Below are 13,532 nucleotides of genomic sequence, written 5' to 3'. Positions count from 1 at the left end.
GGTGGACCAACAAAGGCCGCCCAGACCACCGAGGACTGGGCGCGAACGTCTTCGGTATCGGCCAGAAGGACGAACCGAAGCACTGAGAGACTGCACCCACCCGTTACCGCTTCACACATTGGAAAGTGGCCAGCGCCGGCAAGACGGCGACCATTACGCCGCGTTGCTCTTTGTGAAGAAGCGGCGCACATACTCGTTCGCCGGACGACTGCGAATCTCGTCCGGACTCCCGACTTGCACGACCTCTCCGTCCTTCATGATGGCGATACGAGAACCGAGCTTCATCGCCTCATCAATATCATGTGTGATGAAGATGATGGTTTTTTTCAGATCCGACTGCATTTCCAGCAGCAGGTCCTGAAGATCGCAACGGATGAGTGGATCAAGGGCCGAGAACGCCTCGTCCATAAGCAACACGTCCGGATCTGACACCAGTGCGCGTGCAAGTCCCACGCGCTGACGCATGCCTCCCGACAGTTCGTCAGGAAACTTGTCTGCGTAGCCCTTGAGGCCCATACGGCCATCCAGCCATTTATTCGCGTCTTCGATTGAATCCGACTTCGTATCACCGCGCAGCAGACGTCCGAAGATGATGTTCTCCATGACGGTCTTGTGGGGCAACAACGCAAAGCTCTGAAACACCATTCCTACTCTGTGCCGGCGGACCGAACGCAGTTCCACTCGCGACAATTTAAGGATGTCTCTTTCTCGGAACAAGAGCTGTCCGGAAGTCGGTTCGATCAACCGGTTGAAATGCCGTACGAGCGTTGACTTTCCGGACCCCGAGAGACCCATGATCACAAAGATCTCGCCTTCGACGATGTCCAGTGAAACATCCCGCACAGCCACAGTGCAGTGTGTTTTCTCAAGGATATCCTGCCGCGAGGATCCTCCTTTCGCCGCCTCGTGAGCGGACCGAACGCTTCGCTCGTCGCGACCGAAGATTTTGTACAGATTTCGCAGTTCGAGAATAGTTGCGCTCATGCCCGCACCTCATGCCCGTGCTCACCGGAAGTGGATGATTTCGCCTTCCTCGCCGAGCTTGCTTTAGCAACGCGCAGACGCTCGCGACGCGATCTACCGTAGGCTTGCGTTACCCGGTCAAACACCACAGCGAGCATCACAATGGCGAGCCCTGCCTGCACGCCCTGCCCCATGTCCAGATTGTTGATGCTCGACAGCACGTCTTCACCGAGGCCTTTTGCTCCGATCATCGAAGCAATCACAACCATAGCGAGCGACATCATCACCGCCTGATTCAGACCAGCCATGATCGAGGGCCGGGCAAGCGGCAATTCGACGCTAAAGAGCTGTTGCAGGGGGGTCGCTCCAAACGCTTGCGACGCCTCCAGAACGTCTTCCGGCAGTTGCCGCAGCCCCAGCTCTGTTAGCCTCATAAGAGGAGGCAGAGCATACACCGTCGTGGCAAGGACAGCCGGCACGCGACCCAACCCAAACAGCATCAGCACGGGAATGAGGTACACGAATGAGGGAAGCGTTTGCATCATGTCGAGAATCGGGTTCATGGCTCGACGCAACGTTTTCGATTTCCCCATCGCAATGCCCGTCGGCACACCAATCATGACAGTCACGAGCACGGATACGAGCATTATGGACACGGTTGCCATCAGCTTGTCCCACAAGCCTAGACAACCGATGGCATACGTCAGCGCCATCATGACAAGAGTGGTCCCAATTCTTCGACTGCCAATCCACGTCAGGGCTCCCAGCAGCAGCAGCACAACTAGTGGGGGCAACGCCAAGAGGGTGTGCTCTACCGGATTCAAAACCCACGAGAGAAGCCATACACTCACCTGATGGAACTGGTCGGCATACTTTTGCACGATCTGTGTGAACCCGCGATTGATTGCGTCTGCGAGGTTCACTGGAATAAAAATGTCCTTCACTGCGCTGCCTCCACTTTCCACTGGCCACAGCAACGTGGCCAGCAGAGCTACGCTTATTTCGAAATTGACGCTTCAACCTTTTGCGCTACGCTTGCAGGAACCCAGGTAGCAAGTTCCTGAGGATTCGATTTTATGTATTGAACCGCCAACGTCCTGGGATCAACCTTGGAAGAACCCATGCTCGACAGCGCCTGACTAACTGCTGACATCGGCAACGACATTTTGCTTAAGAAGTCGGTGATCGAGGGGTCACCATTGGCGAATGGTGTCGAGACGAGAATCTTGAGATTTGTTATAGGAGACGCGCTAGGACACGGGTTTGCGTCCTTGCTATTGTTGATAGTCTTCCAACATGCTTCGTTGAACGCCGGCTCATCAAGCCGAATCGACGGATAACGAGCGAGCAACGTCGAGGGCTGGAAGTAATAGTAAAGAATGGGTTTGCCTCGCTCGTAGGCCGACGAGATGGTCGCATCCATGGCGGCGCCCGTTCCAGGGTGCGTATTCGAATACTCCTTGTCAAGCTGATACGCTTTCAGCTTTTGGGTATTGTCGGACTCGCATTGCCATCCAATCGGACAGTTCAAGAAGCTGCCCTTTGATGGATCCTCGGGGTCGATAAAAATCTTACTGTAGCTCTGCAATTGCGATACGGACTTGAGGTCCGCCGCGATGGGCTTGAGGCCTCGCTTCGGATCCCCCTTGACGACATACTCGGGAACGTAGAACCCCTCCACACTACCTCCCTTCACCAAGTCGCCAATGACTTTGATCTTTCCCTCCTTCGCAGCCGCTTCGATCGCAGACGTGCGCCCGTTCCAGTACTCGACGAACACTTGCAAATCATTTGTTGCGACAGCGCCCGTCGTGATCGAGTTCGAGCCTCCAACCGTCTCAGTCTTGCATCCATACCCCTTCTCGACGACGTACCTAGCGATTTCGGTGAAGAATTTTCCGCTATCCCAGCCAACTTCAGCAAATCGAATCGGTTTGCCCGAGCTACACCAGGCGGATGTGGTGGCCGCGGACGCGGAAAAGGAAACCCCGGCCAAGCCTAACGTGACCGCAGCACAAACCAGCAGCTTCTGACAGTTCATAGATGCCTCGTGTGTTTCAACTGACTATTTCCAACCAACCTGCTACCGGCATTCGTCTTTCCCATTAAGCCGTGGCGAGCCACTGGGGAATCACCTCGAACAGATCGCCGACAAGACCGACGTCTGCTACGCCGAAGATAGGTGCGTCCGGATCGGAGTTCACGGCGACGATAAGTTTTGAATCGCGCATTCCCGCAAGGTGTTGAATCGCTCCGGACAAACCGATCGCGACATAGACGTCGGGCGCAACGATCTTTCCCGTTTGTCCGACCTGATGGTCGTTGGGCGCGAAGCCCGAATCCACGGCGGCACGAGAGGCGCCGAGGGCAGCGCCCAGTTTGTCTGCTAGCGGGTTGAGTACTGTTTCGTAATTTTCCTTGCTACCCAATCCGCGCCCCCCGGACACGATGATCTTGGCCGAAGCGAGATCGGGCCGGTCGGACGTGTCGGTAAAGCGCTCCTTGACACGACTTCTGTTCGGGTGCTCGACAGCCGGGCTTGCTTGGATTTCAACTTCAGTTTCCGATGCTGGCGCAGGCGCAAAGGCTGCAGAACGAACGGTCAGCACCTTCACTTTGTCGTGTGCTTCGACGCGTAAAATCACGTTACCTGCATATGTCGGTCGTTCGAACGTTGACTCACCACACACGGCGGTCACATCTGAAAACTGCGCGACGTCAAGCTTTGCCGCGACGCGCGGAGCCACGCTTTTGCCGAAGTTGCTGGAACTGAAGAGATAGTGCGTATATTCGTTCGGCTCCGGTGCCAGAATGGTCGCTGCCACACTCTCCGGATTCCGGTCCGCGAGACAGTCGGACGAAGCGACAAAAACACGCTCACATCCGGTTCTCGAGGCCGCCTCCAGACTGGAATCGAACTGATGCCCCGCCAAAAACAGGTGCACCTCGCAGTTGGCGTGAGCCGCAATCTGGCGCGCCGCCGTGATGGCATTGAAGGTTGAAGGAAGCAATACGTCGTCGGCCACGTCCGCGACTACAAGAATTGACATGGTATGTCTCCTTTAGTTTGATGCCGTCTCTTGACGCAGGCGCGCAACTAGGGCCGCCACGTCCAAGACAATCTCACCTGGCTTTCTGGCGGGCGGCTCTTCGACATTGACCGTCGTGAATTTAGGTGCGATGTCTACGCCGAGGCTCGCCGCATCCAGCGTGTCGAGCGGCTTCTTCTTCGCTTTCATAAGGTTGGGCAGCGTGACGTATCGAGGCTCGTTCAATCGCAAGTCTGCGGTGATTACGGCCGGAAGGGACACTTCGACCGTCTCACGACCATCGTCCGTTTCGCGGGTGACCAGCATCCGGTCCCCGTCTCGCTCAATTGCCGATGCGCACGTCGCTTGCGGGACGTCCAGGAGCGCTGCCAGCAACTGCCCCGTCTGGTTAGCGTCGTCGTCGATCGCCTGCTTACCGAGCATAACGACCTCGGGGGACTCTTTCCCGACAATCGATTTGACGAGCTTTGCAACGGCGAGTGGTTGCAGTTCCGCATCCGTCTGCACAAGAATTCCCCGGTCGGCGCCCATTGCAAGCGCGGTGCGCAACGCATCCTGAGAAGCAACCGGGCCGCACGAGACGACAACGACTTCAGTGGCGACACCTCGCTCTTTCAAGCGGATGGCCGCTTCGACAGCAATCTCGTCGAACGGGTTGATCGTCATCTTGATGTTCGAGAGGTCAACGCCAGTCTTATCGCTCCGCACGCGAACCTTCACGTTTGGGTCAGCGACCCGTTTCACACAGACCAAAATCTTCATCGGATTCTCCTTCCCTTACTTCGGCGCGCGCATACGTGCGCCAGTCGGATCGTATGGGATCTCAGGCAGGAGACATGCTCGCCGCTTTTCCCCGAGAACGTGGATTTCATATTTCGCATTGGGATCGATTTCCGAAGTCTCGATGTAGCCCATAGCGAGGCTCTTCTTGACCGTGTGGCCATATCCACCGGACGTGGTGAACCCCACGACTTTCTCATCGAGCCAGATAGGCTCAAAGCCGGTTGCGTCAGCGTCAGTAGCCGCCACCTCGAGCAAAACCAGCTTGTGCGGAGGTTGCTCGTCTTTGGCACGCAAGGCCACCTCGCGACCAATGAATTCCGCCTTGCCAAAGTCGACAAAATGCGCAAGGTCGTTCATGAAAGGGCTGTATTCCGGCGCGAACTCTCTCGACCAGATTCCAAATCCCTTCTCAAGACGCATGGATAGCAAAGCCCAGACGCCATATTCACGAAGACCGAGGTCCGCTCCCAGTGCGAAGAGCTCTTGGTACAGGCTGCGGACATAGGAAGTCTCGCAGTAGAGTTCATAGCCGTACTCACCAGTCAACGAGATGCGCGCCATCGTCACCGGAACGACGACCGCTTCCGCAGATGTGACGGAAAGGAACGGCTTCGACCTTTCAAATGCGTCTGTGCCGACCAAACGCTTAATAAGTGCAGGCGCATTCGGCCCCGCAACTGCCAGCATTGAGAGCGCATCACTACGGTTCTGAACAGATACCGACCCATCAGAGGGCAGATGGTCTTCAAACCATCTCATGTGCCATTCTTGCAGGTACCCCGAGCCGGTGATCAAGAAGGTGTCTTCGGCCGGCCTCAGAATAGTGAGATCGCCCATGAGACGTCCCGATTCGGCAAGCATGGGCGCCAATCGAGCCCGCCCCACCGCCGGAATCTTCGATGCAAACATGCGGTCGAGCCATGCGAGTGCACCGGGTCCCGTCACCTCATATTTCGCATATGCGCTCGCATCAAACAGACCCACGTTGTTGCGAACGTTGGCACACTCTGCGGCAACGACATCGAACGCATTCGAGCGCTTGAACGTCGGCGTTTCGTATGGTGGCTCGCCGGGTGACGCGAACCACAGCGGAGTCTCAAGTCCGTAGCTGACGCCGAACACGGCGTTTTTCTGCTTCTGAAGGTCGAAGAGCGGCGTCGTCTTCATCGGACGCCCAGCCGGCCACTGCTCGTTCGGGCGCGCGAGGTAGAACCGGTGTTCGTAAAATTCTTTGGCTTTGGCCGTCACGTAGTTTTGCGTCAGCTTCGGAAAGCGCGCTACGTCGAACCCATAGACGTTGTCTTGCGGCTCGCCGTGAATCATCCACTGCGCGAGTGCGAGTCCCATGCCGCCGCCTTGACTGAAGCCAGCCATACAGCCACAGGCCGCCCAGTAATTGCGCTTGCCACGCACGGGGCCCACCAGCGGATTACCGTCAGGCGTAAAAGTGAACGGGCCGTTCACGATGCGCTTAATTCCTGCATTTCCTACGCTTGGGAAACGCTCGAACCCCTTGATGAGTTCGTTTTCGAGCTTCTCCAAGTTTGGTTGAAGCAGGTCAGTCTCGCCATAGTCCCAAGGCGTTCCGGCGAGCGACCATGGAGTCGCATTCTTCTCGTACACCCCGAAGAGGACCCCGTTGTGCTCTTGGCGCATGTAGATCTCGCCGTCCAGATCGACGACGACGGGGATTTCCTTCCCGAATTGCTGGAGTTCGGGAATCGCCTCGGTAATCAGGTAGTGATGCTCCATCGGAATAAGAGGCAGTTTCACGCCCGCCATCATCCCAACCTCGCGCGCCCATAGACCTGCCGCGTTGACTACATGCTCGGCGTGGATTACGCCTTTATCCGTGTAGACATCCCAAGAACTATCTGGGCGCTGCTCCAACCGTTCGACCTTGGTCTGTTGGTGAATCTCGGCGCCTTGTTTCTTTGCCGCCCGCGCGTAAGCGTGAGTCGCGCCGTACGGGTCAAGATGCCCGTCGTCGGGCATCCAAAGTCCGCCGACGACGTCCGTCGTATCAATGAGCGGACAAAGCGAGGCAATCTCGGACGGCGTAATCAGTTCGCTGTTGATGCCCATGAAACGATGCCGCGACCATTCCGTTCGCAGAAAGTCCCAGCGCTCGGGCGTCGCGGCGATCGTAATGCCACCCGGCACATGCAGTCCGACATCCTGATCACCTGCTTGCTGGATTTCCTTGTACAGCGCGATCGTGTACGCCTGCAGTCGCACTACGTTCGGATCACTGTTAATCGCGTGAAAGCCTGCCGCAGCATGCCACGTAGATCCAGCGGTCAAAACCTTACGTTCGAGCAAGGCGACGTCTTTCCAGCCGAACTTCGTGAGGTGATAGAGAACGGAGCAGCCAACTACGCCACCGCCGATCACGACAGCCTGATAGTGAGATTTCATTTTTCCGCCACGATGGAACAGTTTGACATCCTCGACCTGCAACACCGTGTGTCGCCTCCTGCCACGACAGGTGCAAGCCGCAATAGCGCTAACTTAGGCAGCCAGAAATGATGGGGAAACCCAAAAGAGTTGAGTCTTTGGATGCAAATATTCATGCAACAGCGCTTTGCCAACCAAGGCCCTGATATGTCGGGGAATTTCCAAGTGCCCTGCCGACCTTGAATCGGAGCAGCTTAGGGTATGCCCTTATCCACGAGTTGGCGCAGTTTCTAGCCCGCAAATTTTGAATGCATTAAATTAAGGTTGCTGGCGCAGTAGGCCAGCGATTCGAATGCAGAAACTCCTGGAGAACACGAGGTGCCCACGCCGCGCAAACGACTACCGCCGTTGAATACGATCTCTGCCTTCGAGGCGTCCGCGCGTCTGCTGAGCTTCACGAAGGCGGCCGAAGAACTCCACCTCTCACAGGGCGCTGTGAGCCGGCAAATTCAGGTACTGGAAGAGCGGATGGGGGTGCCGCTCTTCAATCGAAGGCATAAGGAAATTCAGCTGACGCGTGCCGGACTGATCTTTCAGCAGGCCATCGCTCAGAGCCTGAACACCATCCGGCGCGCAGTGACGATGATCGAGGCGTTGGACACCAGTTCCGTAACGATCGCAGCAAGCAATGCAATGGCGAACTTTTGGTTGATGCCGGCCATTTTTGAGTTCCGCAGTCAGCATCCCACGATTGATATCCGCGTCCTGGCCAGCAACACACCTGTCGACCCATGGCAGGAACCGGTCGATCTCGCGATCAGATATGGCGACGGGCACTGGCCGAACCTCATGAAAGTCAGGCTTTTCGAGGAGGAAATTTTTCCTGTCTGCGCCCCGTCCTACGCGCAGCGGCATGAAATCAAAAGCCTCCAGGACTTAGTTTCTTGCGAGCTGATTGAATACGATTCCGACACTGCTGAGTCGAACTCGTGGGACACTTGGCTCGAGAAATCCGGCGTAAAACCTAGCGCAGTGCGGAAAAACCTGACCCTGTCGAACTATGACCTGGTCTATCGGGCAGCTTGCAGCGGGAAAGGTATTGCTCTGGCATGGGCCTACGGCGTTCCCCAAGAAGACCGCGAAAATCTCCTCGTGCGCCCGCTCGACGTCTCAGTGAAAACTGGATTGAGCGAATACATCATCTACGCGGAGGAGCTCAGCCGACCGGCTCAGACCTTCCTAGAATGGCTAATCGACTTTGGGAAGCGAAGCATCTGGACATGACGCGTCAAGCGTCGCTCACTGAATGGCGGTGTTGAACGCCCGGGCGGCGCGGCACTGCGCATGGTTCTAAGCGGCGCCCAGTCGGTGGCGATGCCGTCGAGCTTCAGTTGTGGTTTTCGTGTCATTCTACGCAATGACCACGTGACGCGATATGTTAGCGCGATACCGCCGCACAAACGGGCCTCCCGCGGCTCGATGTGTGCTTCGATAACGAATCCGCGATAACGCCCGACAATGTGATGTTCCATCGATTGACTCCACCGTTTTTCGAGCAGTGGTCTCTGCAGCTCGGAACTGCAGATCTCCAATCCTTTCAAGAACGCCTGAATCGATCGGGTGGATCCGATCCGGATCGCCTTCAGGCATCTGTTCGTTGGTACAGAGTCCGGCGGCGAGCGTGCGGACACGATTCACGGCGTCGTTGGCACCGCAAAACTCCTCGGTCTCGTCCGCGAGGCGTATCTGCGCTACGTGCTCGTATTGCCGACCATGCGTATAATCTCATCGATGAACTCACACCATGGGTCGTCGTCAATCGGCTCCGCGCCCCAGTGTGAAGATCGCAATCTCCAGTCAAGCCGTTGCTGGCGCTACGCTTGCCAATTAACAAGAATCCGGGATCCCCATCGCGGGTCTTTCGGGTTCTGGTGGAAAGATGCACCAGTTTCCATCTCGATGACGATAAAAGAACATCGCCTTCGAGCCTGTGCCATTGTCTGCGACAACACAAGCGTACCGTCCAATCCTGGATCGTCCATAGTGGCTGACTCTGAAGCCTCGCTCAGGGTCTGGCGACAGCCAATCTCGGACCATTACCCTCAACGATCGTTCTGCTCTTTCCATTACCCTTCTCCACCTATCTCGACTTCATCGTGCTTTTAGAAACGGCTCTAAGGGAGTAGTAGGCGTTGTTCATCCGCAACGCAGCCGACCGGCGGCGCGACCACTTCAAATAACGGCACATCCTCCATGCGTGAAGTATCCCCAACAGCACTGTCCGTCGATGATCCGCCACCGCAGTCCCGGCGGAAAAGTCGGTTGATACAGTCGTCCACTGTTGCGTCCAGCATTCACTTGCTGTGCACTAAACTAGCCAGCCTGAACGACGACATCTACGCGGTGACGAGGACGCGCTTACTGATGAGCCGGAATGTCCAGCGAAACGCAGCGCTGGTGGAGGAGATCGCTGCGACGTCCAGCGCTCCGAGCGCAAGGACGCGAACATTACTTGACGGTAAGTTTTTTGACTCGTTCGCTCATTGCTTCCACCCTTTGACGTCCGGGCCGGCTGGCACCTTTTTTTCTTCCTCGCCGACTGAGAAGGGCTCACGTTATCAACCGTCCGTTTGCGGCGTGCGCCCGGCGAGGCGACTCTACGGGCCGAGTATGATGAAACGAAACGGGGCCGGCCTTTCGACCGGCCCAGAGGCCCGCTACCGTATCCCTTTGCCGGCTATCGGTGCCGTCAATGGATCAGGCAGCGTCTCTCAGGCCGCCGTGCGGATCGATGACGAACTTCTTTGGTACGCCGGAATCGAATTCGGCGTAGCCACTAGGTGCCTGATCTAACGCAATGACGGTCACGTTCACGACCTCGGCAATATTCAGCCGATCCCACAGAATCGCTTGCATAAGATTTTTGTTGTACTTCATGACCGGGGTCTGGCCAGTGAAGAACGAGTGTGACTTTGCCCAGCCGAGACCGAAGCGCACTGACAGGCTTCCGTGCTTCGCTTCGGCATCGACCGCGCCGGGGTCGTCCGTTACATACAGGCCAGGGATGCCGATCTTGCCGGCCGCACGGGTGACTTCCATGAGCGAATTTAGAACAGTAGCAGGTGCTTCGACTTGCGAACCTGAATGTCCATGGCCGCGCGCTTCGAAGCCAACGCAGTCAATCGCGCAGTCGACCTCCGGCTCTCCGAGCAACGTCGCGATCTGGTCTGCGAGGGAGGCGTCTTCGGAAAGGTCTACGGTCTCGAACCCCACGCGCCGTGCGTGCTCGAGCCGCGCCGGATTAACGTCGCCAACAATGGTGACGGCGGCCCCCAGCAGCCGTGCAGAGGCTGCAGCAGCCAGCCCGACCGGGCCGGCGCCGGCGACATATACAGTCGATCCGGGCTCGACGCCGGCGGTTACCGCACCGTGATAGCCGGTCGGCAAGATGTCCGACAGGCAAGTGAGGTCTCGAATCTTGGCCATCGCACGATCGCGGTCGGGGAATTTAAGCAAGTTGAAGTCGGCATACGGCACCATCACATACTCGGACTGACCTCCAATCCAGCCACCCATGTCAACATATCCGTAAGCGCCCCCCGCGCGCGCGGGATTCACGCCGAGACACACACCAGTGTTTTGCGCCTTGCACATAGGACAACGGCCGCATGCTACGTTGAACGGGACGGAAACCAGATCACCTTTCTTCAAAGTCAGAACATCGGATCCGACTTCAAGTACCTCACCCGTGATCTCATGCCCGAGAACGAGTCCAGCAGGAGCGGTCGTTCGACCGCGAACCATGTGCTGATCGGATCCACAGATATTGGTGGCAATCACCCGAAGAATGACGCCGTGGCTGGCTTTGCGACCAGCGGGATCGACGAGCTCCGGAAAAGCGATACTGCGAACCTCGACTTTTCCCGGCCCGATATAAACAACTCCACGATTACCTGACATGCTGTCTCCCAATGTCATGCGGTTAGAACAGAGCGGTCAGATCGACGCGCCGTAAGTCACACGTAATAAGTCATCACGCCGCGTAAGTGATACCCCCATCCTCGGACTTTACTTTCAATGCGGCGATTCCCGGCCCTTGGTGCCTTTGACCAACCTATATCCAAATCTTGGTGCCGCCACGGTTTGCAGCGGACGCAATCAGTGCGATGCTAGACCGCTGGCTACTTGCCGACTTGTCAACGCCAACGACTGCGACTAATACATATGTCGGTAAGAAACACACAGTCGCTCCTACAAATACCAAAAACGCTCTACACGAAAATTGTCTTTCCCTATGCGGATGTCCTCGGAACGCGTCGATGCCAGTTTCGTCGGTGAACTTCCTCGTCACCAAGCTTCGCAACTTGTGACGCATCGATCATGAAGTTTTCAGCATCGCTTGAAAGAGACAAGGATGTGTTCACTTCAATTTTCCAGTCGCCACGACTTAGCCTGTTCGTGGACGAAAGCCTTGCCTCAACCGATTGAGGGTCGTCATGAAGTGCCGCGTACGACTCCTGGACAAGCTGATCGGTACACAAGCCATGATCAGTGAAGACCGTCTGACCAAGATCGTTACGTATCTCTACCGTAACGCGGCCGGCCCCCATGTCCTCACTTATTGTTCGAGTTAGGCTCGGCGCGCGAACGCCTTCCATGTCGACCTCTGAAAAAGCAGGCGCATCTTCGAATGGACAAGTGATGGCTCCGCCGATGAATACCGGTAAATGCAGATGCTGCCGACCTGGTCGCAGCGTCACCGCTGAGCAAGTGGAATTCGGCCACAACAGCGGAAAGCTGCCCGTCGATAGTGCGAGCCGCAGTTTGTACCCCATTGGAATAGTTACTCCGACGTCATCCATCGCCAAAAGAATGTCAGTGCCTTGCTCAGTGTCGAGACTTTCCCGGTCACTCTTCTCTAAGCTGGGTCGTACGCGTGTCGCACCGTACGTGAGCAGTGTTGCCGCGCCATCCGGAGCTACCGCGCTTAATTTAGCCACAAGCTGCGCGGACTGCTGACTCGCTGCGATTCGTAATTCGAGCATCACTGCGCCGGCCAAGGTGAGCGCCTCAGCCAGAACAGGCGTATCGAAGCACATTGATACGGCGTCGTCGCGACGCTGATCAGCGTGTCCCTCCGGACCGCCGAACACCACGCAAAACTTTCCTAGTTGCGTGCCAGTCGTGACAGGCGTCTGGACGCGAATCTCCGAAGCGAGCTCCTGCTCACCTAGGGTCATCACACCTGCTTGGGTCAACGAGAATGTCATGCAGGTGTTTTCCGCCGGAGGGAAAGTTGAAGCCCTTGTCCAAAACCCTGGCCGGCTACTGTAGGCCGGCGCCGGCGCAAGTACGTCTGGTATGTAGAAGGTCGCCTTCGGCTCGTCCATGATGCCGTTGTCTAGGTCTTTCAGCCAGTAGTCCCACCAACGCACCATTTCCAGCACAAAGTCAATCGCCGGAGCCGGAGTGCCCAGATGTGGGTACGCATGAATCCAAGGGCCGATGAGCGCCTTGGTGGGACAACCTAGATTCGCCAGCATCTTGGCGATACTATTTCTGTAACCATCGCCCCACCCGCCAACGCAGTAGACAGCGGCCTTGATCGATTGGTAATCTTCAGAGACTGAGCCGTGCTTCCAGTAGTCATCGCGGTTTTGATGACCGAGCCAGTTCTCAAGCATCAGTGGAACGTTATTTAGTCGATCCAACCACTGTTCCTGCCATCCGTCGCCCACGAGGAGCGGGTCCGCTGGCATGGCCAAATAGCTCATCATCATGCCGCCGTAGGCAACGTTCTCGAGCAGCAGATTTCCACCCTTGAAATGCACATCTTCCGCGTAACGATCGACGGTGGAGCAGACCGTCACAATTGCACTGAGCCCTATCGGCTGACGCGCCGCCACCTGTAACGCACTGAACCCACCCCATGACATGCCCAGCATTCCGACGCGACCGGTGCACCACTCTTGAGTGCGAATCCATTCAATGACTTCGAGCGCGTCGTCTTGCTCCTGTACAAGGTACTCGTCCAAAAGATGCCCATCCGACTCACCGGTTCCTCGTATGTCGACCCGCAAGCAAGCGTAACCGTGCGAGGCCAATAGCGGATGGGTCTGTTCGTCCACGAATGCAGTCCCATCTCGCTTTCGGTACGGAAGATATTCGAGGATAGAGGGCACCGGTTGTAGGTGCGCATTTTCTGGCAACCACATTCGTGCCGATAGACGCGTTCCATCGCTTAGCGTAATCCAGAAGTGGGGTACTTCCCGGACAAAGCAGAATCGTTTGCCTGCAGCATTATTCATCACGTTTTCCGGATTTCTTTCGATTATCAGC

General features: G+C 56.7%; 9 protein-coding genes. 1 reads left to right on the top strand and 8 read right to left on the bottom strand.

Annotated elements, in window-relative coordinates:
• Nucleotides 1-153 precede the first annotated feature (153 nt).
• The 6 genes from ACFSNN_RS03950 to ACFSNN_RS03925 form a co-directional block, all read right to left on the bottom strand.
• Nucleotides 154-984 carry a betaine/proline/choline family ABC transporter ATP-binding protein gene (locus tag ACFSNN_RS03950; protein ID WP_134466042.1) on the bottom strand — a complete coding sequence of 277 codons (831 nt, stop codon included), beginning with the start codon at nucleotides 982-984 and terminating at the stop codon, nucleotides 154-156.
• Nucleotides 981-1,907: an ABC transporter permease gene (locus tag ACFSNN_RS03945; protein WP_134466043.1), complete on the bottom strand. Its 927-nt coding sequence runs from the start codon at nucleotides 1,905-1,907 to the stop codon at nucleotides 981-983. Before ACFSNN_RS03945 ends, ACFSNN_RS03950 begins: the two co-directional genes overlap by 4 nt.
• 53 nt (nucleotides 1,908-1,960) lie before the next feature.
• Nucleotides 1,961-3,004 (bottom strand): glycine betaine ABC transporter substrate-binding protein, encoded by a 1,044-nt coding sequence (locus ACFSNN_RS03940; RefSeq protein ID WP_134466044.1) that lies wholly within the window; start codon nucleotides 3,002-3,004, stop codon nucleotides 1,961-1,963.
• A 64-nt stretch (nucleotides 3,005-3,068) separates the two neighbouring features.
• Nucleotides 3,069-4,013 carry an electron transfer flavoprotein subunit alpha/FixB family protein gene (locus tag ACFSNN_RS03935; protein ID WP_134466045.1) on the bottom strand — a complete coding sequence of 315 codons (945 nt, stop codon included), beginning with the start codon at nucleotides 4,011-4,013 and terminating at the stop codon, nucleotides 3,069-3,071.
• A gap of 12 nt (nucleotides 4,014-4,025) precedes the next feature.
• Nucleotides 4,026-4,775 (bottom strand): electron transfer flavoprotein subunit beta/FixA family protein, encoded by a 750-nt coding sequence (locus ACFSNN_RS03930; protein ID WP_134466046.1) that lies wholly within the window; start codon nucleotides 4,773-4,775, stop codon nucleotides 4,026-4,028.
• Between the two features lie 15 nt (nucleotides 4,776-4,790).
• Complete coding sequence (locus ACFSNN_RS03925) at nucleotides 4,791-7,259, bottom strand: GcvT family protein (protein WP_208949646.1); 2,469 nt, start codon at nucleotides 7,257-7,259, stop codon at nucleotides 4,791-4,793.
• 342 nt (nucleotides 7,260-7,601) lie between these two features.
• Between ACFSNN_RS03925 and ACFSNN_RS03920 the strand changes: the two genes are divergently transcribed.
• A complete protein-coding gene (locus tag ACFSNN_RS03920) occupies nucleotides 7,602-8,477 on the top strand; it encodes a LysR substrate-binding domain-containing protein (protein ID WP_166799449.1) in 876 nt (291 codons plus the stop codon).
• A gap of 1,473 nt (nucleotides 8,478-9,950) precedes the next feature.
• Here ACFSNN_RS03920 and fdhA read toward each other — a convergent pair.
• Together fdhA and ACFSNN_RS03910 are read right to left on the bottom strand one after the other, a co-directional pair.
• On the bottom strand, nucleotides 9,951-11,153 hold the full coding sequence (gene fdhA / locus ACFSNN_RS03915) for a formaldehyde dehydrogenase, glutathione-independent (protein WP_377688925.1): 1,203 nt from the start codon (nucleotides 11,151-11,153) through the stop codon (nucleotides 9,951-9,953).
• 332 nt (nucleotides 11,154-11,485) lie between these two features.
• Nucleotides 11,486-13,501 (bottom strand): CocE/NonD family hydrolase, encoded by a 2,016-nt coding sequence (locus ACFSNN_RS03910; protein ID WP_134466050.1) that lies wholly within the window; start codon nucleotides 13,499-13,501, stop codon nucleotides 11,486-11,488.
• Between the last annotated feature and the right edge of the window lie 31 nt (nucleotides 13,502-13,532).

The organism is Paraburkholderia dipogonis, assembly GCF_042680985.1.
Classification (GTDB): Bacteria; Pseudomonadota; Gammaproteobacteria; order Burkholderiales; family Burkholderiaceae; genus Paraburkholderia; species Paraburkholderia phytofirmans.
Note: the sequence above shows the minus strand (reverse complement) of the source record. Positions and strands in the feature narration are given on the sequence as shown.